General features: G+C 64.3%; 18 protein-coding genes. 7 read left to right on the top strand and 11 right to left on the bottom strand.

Going from position 1 to position 15,673, the window contains the following annotated elements:
* Window positions 1-15: 15 nt before the first annotated feature.
* The 4 genes from C2U70_RS05680 to C2U70_RS05665 form a co-directional block, all read right to left on the bottom strand.
* Window positions 16-708: a hypothetical protein gene (locus C2U70_RS05680; RefSeq protein WP_246666670.1), complete on the bottom strand. Its 693-nt coding sequence runs from the start codon at window positions 706-708 to the stop codon at window positions 16-18.
* Between the two features lie 71 nt (window positions 709-779).
* The gene (locus C2U70_RS05675) at window positions 780-1,040 is read right to left on the bottom strand and encodes a hypothetical protein (protein ID WP_140976933.1); all 261 of its coding nucleotides are present in this window, start codon (window positions 1,038-1,040) and stop codon (window positions 780-782) included.
* 100 nt (window positions 1,041-1,140) lie between these two features.
* A complete protein-coding gene (locus tag C2U70_RS05670; RefSeq protein WP_140976932.1) occupies window positions 1,141-1,827 on the bottom strand; it encodes an RlmE family RNA methyltransferase in 687 nt (228 codons plus the stop codon).
* 1 nt (window position 1,828) lies between these two features.
* Window positions 1,829-2,908 (bottom strand): Ppx/GppA phosphatase family protein, encoded by a 1,080-nt coding sequence (locus C2U70_RS05665; RefSeq protein ID WP_140976931.1) that lies wholly within the window; start codon window positions 2,906-2,908, stop codon window positions 1,829-1,831.
* 216 nt (window positions 2,909-3,124) lie between these two features.
* Between C2U70_RS05665 and C2U70_RS05660 the strand changes: the two genes are divergently transcribed.
* Window positions 3,125-5,494 (top strand): xanthine dehydrogenase family protein molybdopterin-binding subunit, encoded by a 2,370-nt coding sequence (locus C2U70_RS05660; protein ID WP_140976930.1) that lies wholly within the window; start codon window positions 3,125-3,127, stop codon window positions 5,492-5,494.
* Window positions 5,495-5,527: 33 nt separating this feature from the next.
* Here the strand turns inward: C2U70_RS05660 and C2U70_RS05655 are convergent, their stop codons facing one another.
* Window positions 5,528-6,901, bottom strand: coding sequence for a PleD family two-component system response regulator (locus C2U70_RS05655; RefSeq protein WP_140976929.1), 1,374 nt, complete (start codon window positions 6,899-6,901; stop codon window positions 5,528-5,530).
* A 13-nt stretch (window positions 6,902-6,914) separates the two neighbouring features.
* Window positions 6,915-7,280 (bottom strand): response regulator, encoded by a 366-nt coding sequence (locus tag C2U70_RS05650; protein WP_027523000.1) that lies wholly within the window; start codon window positions 7,278-7,280, stop codon window positions 6,915-6,917.
* Window positions 7,281-7,512: 232 nt separating this feature from the next.
* Between C2U70_RS05650 and C2U70_RS05645 the strand changes: the two genes are divergently transcribed.
* Both C2U70_RS05645 and C2U70_RS05640 read left to right on the top strand, forming a co-directional pair.
* Window positions 7,513-7,812, top strand: coding sequence for a DUF3572 domain-containing protein (locus C2U70_RS05645; RefSeq protein ID WP_140976928.1), 300 nt, complete (start codon window positions 7,513-7,515; stop codon window positions 7,810-7,812).
* Entirely contained in the window at window positions 7,809-9,113 is a 1,305-nt protein-coding gene (locus tag C2U70_RS05640) for a DNA polymerase IV (RefSeq protein ID WP_140976927.1), read from the top strand. Before C2U70_RS05645 ends, C2U70_RS05640 begins: the two co-directional genes overlap by 4 nt.
* A gap of 76 nt (window positions 9,114-9,189) precedes the next feature.
* Here C2U70_RS05640 and C2U70_RS05635 read toward each other — a convergent pair whose 3' ends face one another.
* Both C2U70_RS05635 and C2U70_RS05630 read right to left on the bottom strand, forming a co-directional pair.
* A complete protein-coding gene (locus tag C2U70_RS05635; protein ID WP_140976926.1) occupies window positions 9,190-9,591 on the bottom strand; it encodes a RidA family protein in 402 nt (133 codons plus the stop codon).
* A gap of 171 nt (window positions 9,592-9,762) precedes the next feature.
* Entirely contained in the window at window positions 9,763-10,611 is an 849-nt protein-coding gene (locus C2U70_RS05630) for a cell envelope integrity EipB family protein (RefSeq protein ID WP_140976925.1), read from the bottom strand.
* Between the two features lie 242 nt (window positions 10,612-10,853).
* Here C2U70_RS05630 and C2U70_RS05625 point away from each other — a divergent pair, with 242 nt between their 5' ends.
* The 4 genes from C2U70_RS05625 (at window position 10,854) to C2U70_RS05610 (ending at window position 14,032) form a co-directional block, all read left to right on the top strand.
* Window positions 10,854-11,321, top strand: a complete 468-nt coding sequence (locus C2U70_RS05625) for a RidA family protein (RefSeq protein WP_140976924.1) — start codon at window positions 10,854-10,856, stop codon at window positions 11,319-11,321.
* Between the two features lie 16 nt (window positions 11,322-11,337).
* Complete coding sequence (locus C2U70_RS05620) at window positions 11,338-12,084, top strand: glycerophosphodiester phosphodiesterase (protein WP_140976923.1); 747 nt, start codon at window positions 11,338-11,340, stop codon at window positions 12,082-12,084.
* A gap of 238 nt (window positions 12,085-12,322) precedes the next feature.
* Complete coding sequence (locus tag C2U70_RS05615; RefSeq protein ID WP_140976922.1) at window positions 12,323-13,555, top strand: GNAT family N-acetyltransferase; 1,233 nt, start codon at window positions 12,323-12,325, stop codon at window positions 13,553-13,555.
* 51 nt (window positions 13,556-13,606) lie between these two features.
* Window positions 13,607-14,032, top strand: a complete 426-nt coding sequence (locus C2U70_RS05610) for an HIT domain-containing protein (protein ID WP_140976921.1) — start codon at window positions 13,607-13,609, stop codon at window positions 14,030-14,032.
* 121 nt (window positions 14,033-14,153) lie between these two features.
* Here C2U70_RS05610 and tsaA read toward each other — a convergent pair whose 3' ends face one another.
* The 3 genes from tsaA to C2U70_RS05595 form a co-directional block, all read right to left on the bottom strand.
* Window positions 14,154-14,645, bottom strand: a complete 492-nt coding sequence (gene tsaA / locus C2U70_RS05605; RefSeq protein ID WP_140976920.1) for a tRNA (N6-threonylcarbamoyladenosine(37)-N6)-methyltransferase TrmO — start codon at window positions 14,643-14,645, stop codon at window positions 14,154-14,156.
* Between the two features lie 132 nt (window positions 14,646-14,777).
* On the bottom strand, window positions 14,778-15,122 hold the full coding sequence (locus C2U70_RS05600; protein WP_140976919.1) for an AzlD domain-containing protein: 345 nt from the start codon (window positions 15,120-15,122) through the stop codon (window positions 14,778-14,780).
* Window positions 15,119-15,673 (bottom strand): AzlC family ABC transporter permease (locus C2U70_RS05595; RefSeq protein ID WP_140976918.1); only part of this gene is annotated, 555 nt, incomplete at its 5' end. The genes C2U70_RS05595 and C2U70_RS05600, both read right to left, overlap by 4 nt.

The following is a 15,673-nucleotide window of genomic DNA, read 5'->3' as shown; positions in this document are numbered from 1 at the left end:
GCTCCAACGCCCCGCTCACTCCGGCACGACGGCTTTCGCGTTGTCACGCGCAAACGAGGGCGGCACGTCGAATTTGCCAGTCTGCAGATCATAGCGGCAGTGCCAGCCGTTCACGACGGCGGTCTGCGATCGTTTGCGCCGCTTGACGTCGGCATCGCCGGACAGGCCGATCACGAGATAGCGGTTCGCCGGCCAATCGACGCCGAGCTTGCGATAGTTGTCTTCGAACCCCTCCCACAGATACGCAGCCTCGTGATATTCGGGCGCCTTCACGATCTTTCGCCAATCGGGCCTGCTCTTCATATACGCCCAGGCGAGGTCACCGAGCGGCTTCTTCGTCGCGCTGACATAGCCCTGTGGCGTGAAACGATACAGATACAGCGACTGCTCGCCCGAGCCGGTCTTCTGCAGGCGAACGATCCAGTTCTGGTCGTTGGTGAAGACGAAGGCCGCAGCGTAGCCGGCAGGCTCCGGATCGAGCAGTGCGAACGTGCCGGCACGGCGCGCCCAGAACAGCCATTTCCACTCGTCGGTCTCCTGGTTCAGATATTGCTCGATCGTCGTCGCGCCGTCGGGCGACGTCTTGGTGTGCTTCTCCGCGATCGCGTAGCCGGCGGGCGGAGCCGCCGGAGGCGCGGCGGTCGCCGCGTTGGAGATGCCGATACCGCCGGCCATCAGCACGCCGATAAGAAATGCCCTCGCCTTCATGATGCGACTCCGTCGATCCGGTCACACGATAAGTCGCGCATCTTCAGATCAAGTTCATCGTAGGCCTAGCTTCAGGCGTTCGGCTGATATCCAATGATCGCCGCAACGAAGCACAAAAGCGTGCCGCCCGCCGCCATGCACATCGTCATCCAGTAGCGGATCGGCATGGCATCTCGCTGAAAGACCAGGTCCGGCGTCCACCAGTCCAGCCAATCCGTATTGTACATCGTGATCGTGCGCTCGACCGCGCCGTACCAAACCCTGCGGCCGCACCAGATGCACGCCGCGAACGCGACGAGGCGATAGGCGATTTCGTAGAGGAAGAACTGCATTGAAGCGCCGCGTGCAGACAGGTCATTGGCTGCTTGATTTGTGTAGCCGGATCGGGGGTTGGTTCAATTGCACTCGGTGTCGTCCCGGCCGAGTGCGGGGCTACGCGTTCGCCCCACCACGAAATCCCGTCGCCAGTACGTAGCGCTCGGATGAATCCTGCCGGCTGGCAGCCGGCTTCACATGGCGCACGGTGGCAAAGTCGCGCTTGAGCTGGGCCAGCAAGTCGGCGTCGGCGCCGCTCTGGAACGTCTTGGCGAGGAACGCGCCGCCGGGTTTGAGGACGTCGCAGGCGAAGGCGGCGGCGGTTTCGACCAAGCCGACGATGCGGAGCTGATCGGTCTTGCGATGACCCGTCGTGTTGGCGGCCATGTCGGACATCACGAAGTCGGCGCCACCGCCCAGCATCGCGGTGAGCCTCGCAGGCGCGTCGTTGGCCATGAAGTCGAGCTGCGCGAAATCGACGCCGGGGATTTCCGGCATCTCCAGGAGGTCGATGGCAACGACCTTGCCCTTGCCCTCCACCGAGCCGACGCGTTTTGCGGCGATCTGGCTCCAGCCGCCCGGCGCTGCGCCGAGATCGACAACGGCCATGCCCGGCTTCAACAGCTTGTACTTGTCGTCGATCTCGAGCAGCTTGAACGCGGCGCGCGAGCGATAGCCGGCCGCCTTGGCCTTCGCCACATAGGGATCGTTGAGCTGGCGCTCGAGCCAGAGCTTTGACGACAATTTTCGCTTGCCACCGGTCTTGACCTGGACGTGCAAGCGGCCGGTGGTGTCTTTCGCCATCTCACCAGCTCCTCAGCGCGCCGTCCTCGCGCATCATCTCGACCAGCATGCCTTCGCGCAGGCCCCGGTCGGCGACGCGCAGGCGCGGCAGCGGAAAGGCGCGCCGGATAGCATCGAGGATGGCGCAGCCCGCCAGCACGAGATCGGCGCGCTCGACGCTGATGCAATTATTGTTGGCGCGCTCCTCATAGCTCATGCCGAGCAGCCGGTTGATGGTCGCCACGATATCGGCATCGTCCATCCAGATGCTGTCGATGCGGCGGCGGTCGTAGCGCGCAAGATTGAGATGGATGCCGGCGAGCGTCGTCACCGTGCCGGAGGTACCGAGCAGATGCATCTCAGCGAGATCGCCGCCATGCGCCTCGGCGAACGGCGCCACGTGCTTTGCGACCTCCTGCTCCATCTGTGCGTAGATTTCCCGCGTCACGTCACGGCCGCCGAACTGTTCGGCAAGCGTCACCACACCGAGCGGGATCGACATCCAGGCCTTGATGCGCGGCTCCGGATTTTCGCTCGCAGGATCGCGCTCGATCCGCACCAGTTCGGTCGAGCCGCCGCCGATGTCGAACAGGATCGCGCCGCGCCCCTTGGGATCGACCAGCGGCGAGCAGCCGAGGACCGCGAGCGAGGCCTCGGTCTCGCGGTCGATGACCTCGAGCTCGATGCCGGTCTCGGCGGCGACGCGGCTGCGAAAGCCTTCCGCGTTCGAGGCCGCGCGGCAGGCTTCGGTGGCGATCAGCCGCAGCCGTTTTGCTTTCCGCAAATTGATCTTGTCGCGGCAGATGCTGAGCGCGGCGATGGCGCGATCGATTGCGGCCTCGCTGATGCAGCCGGTCGCCGAGATGCCCTCCCCGAGCCGGATGATGCGCGAGAAGGAATCGACGACGCGGAAGCCGTCATGGGTCGGACAGGCGATCAAGAGCCTGCAATTATTGGTGCCGAGATCCAGCGCCGCGTAGACGCCGGTTCCCGCCCCATTCGCATGCGTCGCCGGTTCGGCAGCCAGCGCTCCCGTCACCATCGACCCCTGCGGCTCCCCGCGCGGCGGAGAGCCGTCGCGGAGCGGCGTGTGGTCATTCATACAAACTGTCTTTCCACGGCCCCCGAAAGGGCCGATCCGGAATTGCTTTTTCGAAGGAAACATTAGCAGCGCGGCAAGTCAGCGCAACAGGACCATGCCCTTTCGTCCGTTGTCCCGGGGGGATCGGTGCGTTATCTGGTTAAGGCCAAATCTGGTGAAGGTCAGGTCCGTAAGACCGCGCTAACAGCGCAAATGTCGGCTTTTCAGGTCATTTCCATGCAAGAACACACCAAATCGTCTTCGCTCGAAAACGCTATTGCACTGCAAAAATACGGTGTCGGCCAGCCGGTCCGGCGCAAGGAGGACGACACCCTGGTGCGCGGCAAGGGCCGCTACACCGACGATTTCAACCTGCCCGGCCAGGCCTATGCCTATGTCGTCCGCTCGACCCATGCCCATGGCGTGATCCGCGGCATCGACACTTCGGCCGCCAAGGCGATGCCGGGCGTGCTCGGCGTGTGGACCGGATCGGACCTCAACGCCGCCGGCTATGGCCCCTTCACCTGCGGCCTGCCGCTGAAGAGCCGGGACGGTACGCCGCTGCTGCAGACCAACCGCATGGCGCTTGCGACCGACAAGGTGCGCTTCGTCGGCGACCCCGTCGCCTTCGTGGTGGCAGAAACGCTGGCGCAGGCGCGCGATGCTGCTGAAGCTGTCGCCCTGGATGTCGACCCGCTGCCGGTTGTGACCGATCCCGCGGAAGCGGCAAAACCCGGCGCGCCGCAGCTTTACGACCACATCCCCAACAACGTCGCACTCGATTATCACTATGGCGACATGGAGAAGGTGAACGCCGCCTTCGCCAGCGCCGCCCATGTCGTCAAACTCGACATCGAGAACACGCGCGTCGCCGTGGTGTCGATGGAGCCGCGGGTTGGCCTTGCGTCGTATGACAAGAAGACCGAGCGCTACACCATCCAGGTGCCGACGCAGGGCGTCGCAGGCAACCGCGCCAACCTCGCCAAGAACCTGAAAGTGCCGAACGAGAAGGTGCGCATCCTGACCGGCAATGTCGGCGGGTCCTTCGGCATGAAGAACATCAACTACCCCGAATATATGTGCATCCTGTTCGCCGCGAAGGAACTGGGGCGTCCGGTCAAATGGCTCGACGAGCGCTCGACCAGCTTCCTCTCCGACAGCCACGGCCGCGCCCAAAAAATCCATGCCGAGCTCGCGCTCGACGCCGAAGGCCATTTCCTGGCGACGAAACTGTCCGGCTACGGCAATGTCGGCGCCTACATCACCGGCGTCGCGCCCGGACCCCTGTCGCTCAACACCGGCAAGAACTTTTCCAGCGTCTATCGCACGCCGCTGATGGGCATCGATATCAAGGTGGTGCTGACCAACACCACGCTGATGGGCGCCTATCGCGGCGCCGGCCGGCCGGAGGCGAACTACTACATGGAGCGCCTGATCGATCGCGCCGCCGACGAGATGGGCATCAACCGCCTGACCTTACGCAAGCGCAACTTCATCAAGCCGAACCAGATGCCGTTCCCGGCGTCCTCCGGCGTGACCTATGACAGCGGCGACTTCCAGGCCGTGTTCAACAAGGCGCTGGAAATCTCCGACCACGAGAATTTTGCCAAGCGCAAGAAGGAAAGCAAGAAGGCCGGCAAGCTGCGCGGCATCGCGGTCGGCTCCTATCTCGAGGTTACCGCACCTCCCGGCGTCGAGCTCGGCAAGATCGTGTTCGATCCGGACGGATCGGTGCAGCTCATCACCGGCACGCTCGACTACGGCCAGGGCCATGCCTCGGCCTTCGCGCAGGTGCTCTGTGCCCAGCTCGGGGTGCCCTTCGAGAGCGTCAAGCTCGTGCAGGGCGACAGCGACATCGTGCACACCGGCAACGGCACCGGCGGCTCGCGCTCGATCACCGCGAGCGGCATGGCGATCGTGCAGGCCTCCAAGCTGGTCATCGAGAAGGGCAAGCGCGCCGCCGCGCATATGCTGGAGGCTTCCGAAGCCGACATCGAGTTCGCCGACGGCGCCTTTACGATCGCCGGCACCGACCGCAGCATCGACATCATGGAGCTCGCCAAGAAGCTGCATGACGGCAAGGTGCCGGAGGGCGTGCCCGGCTCTCTCGACGTCGACCACACCACCGAGCCGGTGCCGTCGGCCTTCCCGAACGGCTGTCACGTCGCCGAGGTCGAAGTCGATCCTGATACGGGCGTGGTCGAGATCGTGCGCTACAGCGCCGTGAACGACTTTGGCACCGTGATCAATCCGATGCTGGTTGCGGGCCAGCTCCATGGCGGCGTCGTCCAGGGCATCGGCCAGGCGCTGATGGAGCACGTGCAGTACGACGAGAACGGCCAGCCCGTCACCGGCTCGCTGCTGGACTACGCTCTGCCCCGCGCCGACGACGTTCCGAACATGACGATCGGCGACCACCCGGTGCCTGCGACGAGCAATCCACTGGGCTCAAAGGGCTGCGGCGAGGCCGGCTGCGCGGGCGGTCTGTCGACGATCGTCAATGCGGTGCTGGATGCGCTCTCGGACTACGGCATCAAGCATCTCGACATGCCTTTGACGTCGGAGCGGGTCTGGCGCGCGATCCAGGAGGCGAAGGGAACGGCGTAAGGCGGCGCGCTCGCGCGCCACCCATCGTCCCGATTACGCCGCGTGCGAGACCACACGATTGCGGCCGTCGTGCTTGGCGCGGTACAGCGCGGTGTCGGCGCGCTTGAGGACGTCGGCGACGGGTTCGCCCTTCTGCTCCAGCGTCGTCAACCCGATCGAGATCGTGACTTCGATGCGCTTGGTGCCCTTGTGGACGGCGAAGGGCTCGCCGGCGATCGAGCGGCGCAGGCGCTCGGCGACCATGCCGGCAACGTGCAGGTCAGTCTCCGGCATCACGATGACGAACTCTTCGCCACCGTAGCGGCAGGCGAGATCGATGCCGCGGATCGACTTGCGGACCCGCACCGCGAATTCGCGCAGCACGTCGTCGCCGGCGTCGTGGCCGTAATTGTCATTGATCGACTTGAAATAGTCGATGTCCAGGATCATCAGCGCCAGCGGCTTGCCGCGCGTCGAGGCCTGCTCGGCGAGCGTCGCGAGATGGCTTTCCATGTAGCGGCGATTGTGCAGGCCGGTGAGCGCATCGGTGATGGCGGCTTCGATCGAGTTCTGCACATTGTCGCGCAGGTGATCGGTGTAGCGGCGGCGGCGGATTTGCGTGCGGGCGCGCGCCAGCAGCTCGTTCTTGTCGACGGGACGCAGGAGATAATCGTTGACGCCGATCTCGAGGCCGCGGAGCAGCCGCGTGCCGCTCTCGGCTTCGGCGATCGCAAGGATCGGCACGTGGCGCGTGCGCTCCAGCGAGCGCGCCTGGCTGCAGAGACGCAGGCCGTCAAAGTTGTTGAGGTCGAGCGAGACGATCAGGAGGTCGTAATTGCCTTCGGCGGCGTGGAACAGCGCCTCCGTCGGATTGGGCTCGACGTCCACCGTGTGCTCGGTGGCAAGCAGCGTCGCGAGCCGCTCATAGGACGACTGCCGGTCGTCCACCAGCAGGATACGCCCGCCCTTGCCGGTGTCGGTGACCGCGTTGCGCTCCGGCGCCTGCACGCCGATCTCAAGCGAGGTGATGGCGCGCATGCGCAGCTCATCGGTCATCATCTTCAACCGTGTCAGCGAGCGCACGCGCGCGATCAGCACGACGTCGGACACGGGCTTTGTGAGGAAATCGTCCGCACCCGCCTCCAGGCCGCGCACGCGGTCGGCGGGGCTGTCGAGCGCGGTCACCATCACGACGGGAATGTGATGCGTCGCCGGATCGGACTTCAGGCGGCGACAGACCTCAAAACCGTCCATGTCGGGCATCATGACGTCGAGCAGGATGATGTCGCATTCGGCGCGGCTGGACATCGCCAGCGCCTCGGCGCCGTTCGATGCCGTCATCACGTCGAAATATTCGGCGGAGAGGCGAGCTTCCAGGAGCTTGACGTTGGCGGGGACGTCATCGACGACGAGGATACGCGCGGACACTGAAATCTACTCCCTACCCGATAAAACGCCGGACCGTCTCAATGAACTTGCCGACCGAGATCGGCTTGGACAAATAGGCTTCGCAGCCGCCTTCGCGGATGCGTTCTTCGTCGCCCTTCATCGCGAAGGCCGTGACCGCGACGACGGGAATGTTGCGCAGCTCCGGATCATCCTTGATCCAGCGCGTCACTTCGAGGCCCGACACCTGCGGCAACTGGATATCCATCAGCACGAGGTCGGGCCGCATCTTGCGAACGAGATCGAGTGCCTCGTAGCCATTGCTGGTGCCCGAGGTCTGGTAGCCATGCGCCTCCAACAGGTCGCGGAAGAGCTTCATGTTGAGCTCATTGTCTTCCACGATCAGGACGGTCTTAGCCATCCCGCGGCTCCCCATATCCAGGAGATCTGTTCGACATCTGCGGCGCCTCAGGCGCCTCTCGACGGCGCTACGAAAACTGGATTCAAACTAGCGCCAGATTCGCTCTAGTTTCGTTAAACCCGAGGGCCAACTTTCCGCGATTGGTTTCCAGTTGCTTGTCTGGCCTGACAAGACTCGGGCATGATGATTCCAAAGTAGACACTGAAAGTTAACGGAAAGGCAAACCGGCCCCTTGAAAAAGCCTGTTCAAAACCCCCGAGAAGTCGCTGAAATCGTTGCGATTCAGGCGCTTTCCTTCATTGCGGGCGATCCTGAGAGGTTGGGGCTGTTCCTGGCTGAGACAGGCATCGGCCCGGAGACCCTGCGAAATGCGGCAAGCGATCCGAATTTCCTGATCAGCGTGCTCGATTTCGTGTTGCGCGACGACGCCACGGTGAAGGCTTTTGCGAGCGTTTCGCAGCTGCACCCGACCAACATCGCCGCCGCCCGTCAGGTCATGGGCGACCCGCATTGGGAGCGCGACGTGCCGTGACCAATCCCGACCAGGCGGGACTTCAGAAGGGGCCTGCCTGCTTCTGCCGGGACTGCCTGTCCGACCTCGACGTGACGGCGCGCCGCTGCACGAAGTGCGGTTCCCCTCGCCTCGTCCGCCACCGCACGCTAGCCGCGCTCAACATCGCCCATATCGACTGCGATGCGTTCTACGCGACGGTGGAGAAGCGCGACAATCCAGAGATCGCCGACAAGCCGGTCATCATCGGCGGGGGAAAACGCGGCGTGGTGTCGGCGGCCTGCTACATCGCCCGCACCTTTGGCGTGCGCTCGGCGATGCCGATGTATAGGGCGTTGGAGGCCTGCCCGCACGCGACCGTCATCCCGCCCGACATGGCAAAGTATGTCCGCGTCGGCCGCGAGGTGCGCGAGGCCATGCAGGCGCTGACGCCGCTGGTCGAGCCGCTGTCGATTGACGAAGCTTTTCTCGATCTCTCCGGCACCGAGCGCGTCCACGGCATGATCCCGGCAAAGGTGCTGGCAAAATTCGCGCGTGACGTCGAGCGCGACGTCGGCATCACCGTGTCGGTCGGGCTGTCCTGCAACAAGTTCCTGGCAAAGATCGCCTCAGACCTCGACAAGCCGCGCGGCTTTGCCGTGCTCGACCAGGACGAAGCTCGCGCGATGCTTTCGGACAAGCCGGTCGGCTTCATTTTTGGCGTCGGCCCCGCGACGCAAGAGCGGTTGGTCCAGCGCGGCTTCCGCACCATCGCCGATCTCCAGAAGGCCGACGAGATCGAGCTGATGCGGCAGTTTCCGACCGACGGCCGCAGGCTGTGGCGGCTCGCGCGCGGCATCGACGATCGCAGCGTCGTGGCCGATCGCGGCGCCAAGACCATCTCCAGCGAAACCACGTTTGAAAGCGACATCCGCGATTTCGCGACGCTGGAAAAAATCCTGTGGCGGCTATGCGAGAAGACGTCGTCGCGGCTCAAGACCAGCGAGCTCGCCGGCTGCACCGTGACGTTGAAGTTGAAGACTTCCGATTTCCGCCAGCGAACACGCTCGCAGTCGATCGCGGCACCGACGCAGCTCGCCGCAAAAATCTTTGCGATCTGCCGGGAGATGCTGGCCAAGGAGATCGACGGCACCGCCTTCCGCCTGATGGGCGCCGGCGTCAGCGCGCTGCGCGAAGGCTCGGCCGACGACGACACCGACATGCTCGACCGCCGCGCCGCGCATGCCGAGCGTGCGGTGGACAGTTTGCGCAAGAAGTTCGGCAAGGCCGCCGTGATACGCGGGATTGCGTATGACGGGCCGGAGAAGGATGAGGACGAGTGAGGGCGGCGGCTAGTGTGGCGAAGCGGACCAACACTCTCCGTGTCGTCCTGGCGAAAGCCAGGACGACATTTGGGCTTCAATCCACCACTGCCACCGCCTCGATCTCGATCAACCATTCCGGCGCAGCGAGTGCCGAGACGCCGACGAGCGTCGAGGCCGGCGGGGTCATGCCCTCGAAGAAGACGCTGCGCGCCTTGCCGATGATGGGGCGCAGCTCGGGCTTGTAGCTGACGACGAAGGTGGTGATCTTGACGATGTTGGCGTAGGTCGCGCCGGCGGCGGCGAGTGCTGCGCCGATATTGTGCATCACTTGCGTGGTCTGGGCGGCGATATCGCCTTCGCCGACGATACGGCCCTCTTCATCAGTCGACACCTGGCCCGCGATGTAGATCGTGCGGCCGCCGGATGCGACGACGACGTGGGAGTATGCGGGATTGTGATGGAGTTCGCTCGGACGGAGATGTTCGATCTTGGGCATGGTGCCGCCTCCCTGATGTTTGTTGGTTGGAGTGGACGGTAGCGTGATCGGACGCTCGGAGCCAGAGACTCCGTCATTGCGAGCGCAGCGAAGCAATCAAGCCTGTCCCCCGCGGAAAGACCCTGGATTGCTTCGCTGCGCTCGCAATGACAGTGGAGAAAGTGACGCCCCTCAATTACAGGGCTTGGCGTCCTTGACGTCGAACTTGCCCATCGCGCCGGAGATCACGAAATCATTGTAATCCAGCACCAGCGCGCGGGAGACGCCGTTCTCGTAGAGCTCGAACGCCATGGCGTAGACAGGCGTCTGCTCGCCCTCTTTCTGCTGTGCCTCGCGGTCGAAATAGCTGACGGTGACCGGCCAGCGCGTCAGCGATTTCATGCGGTCATCGCTCGTCGAGGGATCGGGCGCGGCAGCCGTGCGGTCGGCCGGGATCGGCTGACCGATCACGGTGAGCGTGTTGTAGACCTTCTCGCCATTGTCGGAGCCGTCATAGACGGAGAGCTCCAGCAGCGACTTGCCTTCCTTCGCGGCGGCGATGATGCGCTGGATCTGCTCGGTCGGGAACACGGTGGTGCCGTCGAGCTTGAACGTCTTCGGCACCGGCAGCTTGAGCTTGACGTTGATGTGGTCGCCGTCGCGCTCGGCCGAGCCGTCGACCTGGCCGCTGTCGGCGTCATTCATCCGCGTCTCGATCTTGAAGCGGTAGCTCTTGCCGGTGGCGTCTTCCCAGGAGTTGGAGCGCAAGTCGCTGAGCGTGATCTTGCCCTCGCCGCTGTCGAGCTCGGAGACCTGGCGGAATTCGGAGGTGTAGCCCTCGCACGCGTTGCCGGTGAAATTGTAGAGGATGCGGCCGCGCGCGCTGTTGACCGAGTTGCTGCGCGATTTGACGAGGCTCAGATCATAGAGCGCCTGGTGCGGAAGGAACGGGCCGCTCGCGGCCATGACGTCGCCACTGGCCGCAAGCGCGGCCGCCGCAAACGCCATCACACCGAGCGACGTCCGGAAAAGGTGCACCATGTCTGTTCCCTGGGGATGCGAGATTCGCCACATTAATGGCCGTTCCATTGCGTCGCAACTGGGGCCGTTTCACAGAAAGTTGCGCTTTTGCGCTGAACCTCCTGTTCTGCCTCAGAAAAATGCAACCCTGAGCCGCCTGCAAGAGGCCGCCGGCCGGCTTGCAAGCGTCCCGGCAATCGGCGAAACAGGCGCGCCCGGCCCGAACTGCGCCGGGACTTCACAGCAGGCATCGAGGGCGCAACATGGCAGGAACGGTCGAACAGAAGCTCGCGGAACAAGGCATCGTCCTGCATGAGGCCCCCGCTCCGGTCGCCAATTACGTTCCGTTCGTGCGCACCGGCAATTTGATCTTCGTCTCCGGCCAGGTCTGCTTCGATCCCCAGGGCAAGCTGATCGCCAAGGGCAAGTTAGGGGCCGGCGTCAGCATCGAACAGGGCGCGGCCGCCGCCCGCGGCTGCGCCGTCAACCTGCTTGCCCAGGTCAAGGCGGCGCTCGGCGACCTCGACAAGGTCGTGCGCGTGGTCCGGCTCGGCGGCTTCATCAACTCGGCGCCCGACTTCGTCGATGGGCCAAAAGTGCTGAACGGCGCCTCGGACCTGATGGTCGCCGCCTTCGGCGACAAGGGCCGCCACGCCCGCACCACCGTCGGCGTCGCCTCGCTGCCGGCGGATGCCGCCGTGGAGGTCGAAGGCGTGTTCGAGGTCGCCTGAGGCGGGAGGACGGGCGTTGCGCGCTCCGGATTGGCTGACGAAACGGCCGGTCGCACATCGCGGCCTGCACGACATCTCACGTGGCGTGGTCGAGAACATGCCGGGCGCCGTGCAGGCTGCGGTCGCAGGCAATTTCGCGATCGAGGTCGACATCCAGCTCACCAAGGACGGCGAGGCCATGGTGCATCACGACGATGCGCTGGGGCGCCTCACCGATGGCAGCGGACTGCTGGTCCAGAAGACCGCAGCCGAGCTGAAGGCCATCACCTTCAAGGATACGTCGGAGCGGATGATGTCGCTGTCGGACCTCTGCACCATGGTCTCCGGCCGTGTGCCGCTGGTGATCGAGGTGAAGAGCCATTTTGACGGCGACCGCAAGCTCGTCGCGCGGATGCGCGATGTGCTGGCCTCCTATCAGGGGCCGGCGGTCGGCATGTCCTTCGATCCCGATCAGGTGCTGGCTCTGCGCGAGCTGATCCCGTCGCTGCCGCGCGGCATCGTCGCGCAGCGGAATTATGACGACGGCCACTGGACGAAACTCACGCAGGAGCAGCGTGACAGCATGCTGTATCTGCGCCATGGATTTCAAACTCAGCCGCATTTCGTGGCGTTCTCGGTGAACCATCTGCCCGCGCCGGCGCCCTGGATCGCGCGCAACGTGTTCGGCTGCCCGCTGCTGTCCTGGACGGTGCGCACGCCGGAGCAGCGCGCCGCGGCGGCGAAATATGCGGACCAGATGATCTTTGAGGGCTTCGTGCCGTAGACCTCGGGTCGTCCTGGCGAAAGCCAGGACCCATACCGCGTGATCTGTCGATGGCGCGCGGTGTGAGTACTGCGGGACTACGAGTCTTCGCCAAACCTCTCCCTGGGGTAATGGGTCCTGGCTTTCGCCAGGACGACTCGTAGAGGGATATCGCATCCGCAATCTCCAGGTTCCCAACCCCCTTGAAGTCGCTGCTGCAATGCACGATCTTTGTTTCAGGGGTTGTTCAAGACACGCGATGGCATCTTCCGAAATCACGCTCGAGGCCGTTCCGTCCATTGGCGAAGTGTCCGCTGAGGATTGGAACGCCTGTGCCAATCCCGCTGGCATCGCCGATCTCGGCCTTTCATCCGTGCTGTCCGGCGATTGCAGCGGACTTTCAACGCCTGCCTATAACCCCTTCGTCTCGCATGCCTTTCTGTCGGCCGCCGAGAAATCCGGCTCGGCCACTGCCCGCACCGGCTGGGGGCCGCGACACCTCATCGCCAAGGTCGATGGCAAGGTCGCGGGCATCGTGCCCTGCTATCTGAAATCCCACTCACAGGGCGAATACGTCTTCGACCGCGGCTGGGCCGATGCCTATGAGCGGGCCGGTGGCCGTTACTATCCAAAGCTCCAGGTGTCGGTTCCCTTCACACCCGCCACTGGCCCTCGCCTCCTGATCCGCGACGGTGTCGATCGCGTGCGCATTGCGGAGGCGCTGGCGAGCGGGCTGATCGCGCTCTGCGGCGTCAGCAAGGCGTCCTCCGTGCACGTCACATTCGCGCGCGAGGCGGAATGGAAGCTGCTCGCAAGCCACGGTTTTCTGCAGCGGACCGACCAGCAGTTCCACTGGCACAATCACGGCTTTGCAACGTTCGACGATTTTTTGGCGACGCTGAACTCACGCCACCGTAAATCGATCAAGCGCGAGCGGCGCGACGCGCTTGCTTCTGGGATCACCATTCACTGGCTCACCGGCAGCGACATCACCGAGGAGGCCTGGGACGCGTTCTTCACGTTCTACATGGAGACCGGCTCGCGCAAATGGGGCCGGCCGTATCTCACCCGCGAATTCTTCTCGCTGATCGGCGAGAGCATGGCCAAGGACGTGCTGCTGGTGATGGCCCGCCGCAACAACCGCTGGATTGCAGGTGCCATCAACTTCATCGGCGCGGACACGCTGTTCGGCCGCAACTGGGGCGCGATCGAGCATCACCCGTTCCTGCATTTCGAGGTCTGCTACTACCAGGCGATCGATTTCGCGATCAAACGCGGACTCCGGAATGTCGAGGCCGGTGCACAGGGCGAGCACAAGATCGCGCGCGGGTACCTGCCGCAAACCACCTACTCCGCGCATTTCATCGCCGATCCCGGCTTACGCCGCGCGATCGACGATTACCTCAAGCGCGAGCGCGCCTATGTCGCGGAAGCCGGCCGCGAGCTCACCGAGATGGGGCCGTTCCGCAAAGGCCTGGAAGAGGCGCCTTGACGCGTCAGGTGGGGTGATGAAAGTAGTGCGCAATTCCCAGGGAGCCGCGCCATGACCGCCTACGACACCAACAACATCTTTGCAAAGATCCTGCGCGGCGAGCTGCCCTGCACCAAGGTCTATGAGGACGAGCATGTGTTCGCCTTCCTCGACATCATGCCGCGCGTGCCCGGCCACACGCTTGTCATTCCGAAGGCGCCTGCCCGCAACATCCTCGACATCAAGCCCGACGACTACGCCCACGTCGCACGCGGCGCGCACAAGATCGCGGCTGCCGCGATGAAGGCCTTCAAGGCCGACGGCATCACCATCCAGCAGTTCAACGAGGCCGCCGGCGGACAGGTGGTGTTTCACCTGCACATGCACGTCCTGCCGCGCCATGACGGCGTGGCCATGCTGCCGCCGGCCAGCCGCAAGGAAGACGGCAAGGTGCTGGAGGAGAACGCTGCGAAGCTGATTGCGGCGCTGAAGGGCTGACTGTCATTCCGGGGCGCGACACTTGGCGCGAGCCCGGAATCCATTTCTCCACCGTCTCTGCCGTTCGATGGATTCCGGGCTCGCGCCAAGAGGCGCGCCCCGGAATGACGGGCGGAGGGACCTACTCCGTCTCAAAATCCCCCGACTGCTGCGCGGCCAGCGGCGTGAACTCGCAGCGGTCGGGCTTGATGTCGATCAGCGGCGTGTTGTCGAGACAGTCGAGGCCGCGCACCAGAATGGTGTTGCCCTCGATGCCGACCAGCTTGACGATGGACGTGCCGATCGGATTGGGCCGCACCGGCGAGCGCAGCGAGAAGGTGCCGCGGGTTTTCTCGTTGTTCTTCGGGCTCTGCAAGAGGATGTCGCGGCGCGACTTGTCGAGCCAGTAGAGCACTTCGAGATTGCTGTAGAAATCCACGCCCTTGATCGCGGGCACGAAGGGCTCGAATATTTCGAGCCGGCACACGGGGCCGTCATGGCGGCCCTGCCGCGGTGTCTCCAGCCGCGAGGTCCAGGGCGTGCGGATCCGGCCGATGAAGACAAGGCCGGCGTCCTCGGCCTTCGGCAGATCGATCGCAAGCTCGCCTTCGCGGAGTTGGTTTTCGCGAACCATTCTCACAAATCCCTGTTGTTCAGGCGGACTCTAGAGCTTTATCCGTTCCGATGGAATCGGAACGGAGCTCTAGATTCTTGTTTTGACGCGTTTTCTTGACGCGAACCGGCATCCACTTCGCTGGAAAACGCTCTAGCCCAGCCACGCCTTGCCGGCCAGCATCACCAACTCACCCGTGACGACACCCGCAAAGATCGAGCGGCGCGTCAGGATGAACACGATGAAACCGGCGACCACGGCGCCGTAGCGCAAGGCATCCGGCACGCTTGCCAGCGCACCCGGCGGCTGCACCACGATCTGGGCAATGACGCCGGCAAGGATCGCGGTCGCCACCGCCCTCACCCAGACCAGGACTTCCGAGCCCTCGTCCAGCCCGCCACCGAACCAGAGACCTAGCATGCGCCATATCTGGTTGGGAATAACGCCGGCGACGAAAAGTACCGCGAGCGCATGCCAGTCGCCGATGAAGCCCGTCATGCGCGCGCCTCCCGGAACCAGTGCACGCCGTAAGCGATGGTGCCGGCGACGACGCCGCTGACGAGGATGTCGAGGCCGCTGTTCATTTTTGCGGCCAGCGGATAGAGCAACAGCCCCAGCACCAGCGCAATGATGTCGGCGAGCTCGCGGCTGTTGCGCGCGGTCGAGAACAGAAACGACAGCGGCGTCAGCATCAGGATGGCCGCGCCCAGCGTCTGCGTGAGATTGGCGGCGAGGAAATAGCCGACCGTGTTGGCGGTGAGACAGACCGACACCAGGCCGAAGCCGAGACCGTGCACGAAGGCGATGCGCCGGTCGCGCGGCACTTGCGGCAGGAAGCGGTGGCACTCGACCCATAGCGTCACCGCGGTGAGATGCGCCACGAAGAACAACTGCCGCCGCTTGGTCTCGGGCGTGCGCATCAGGGGCAGCACCGAGACCACCATCGGGAACAGTCTGATGGCGCTGACCGTCACGGCGATCGCTGATTGGATGATGGTCGCGCCGGAGCCGAGCGTGGTGATCAGAATGATCTGCGCCGGGCCGGCCCA

Origin of the sequence: Bradyrhizobium guangdongense (assembly GCF_006483445.1) — a bacterium.
Lineage (GTDB): Bacteria > Pseudomonadota > Alphaproteobacteria > Rhizobiales > Xanthobacteraceae > Bradyrhizobium > Bradyrhizobium guangdongense_A.
This window is presented reverse-complemented; position numbering and strand designations above follow the sequence as displayed.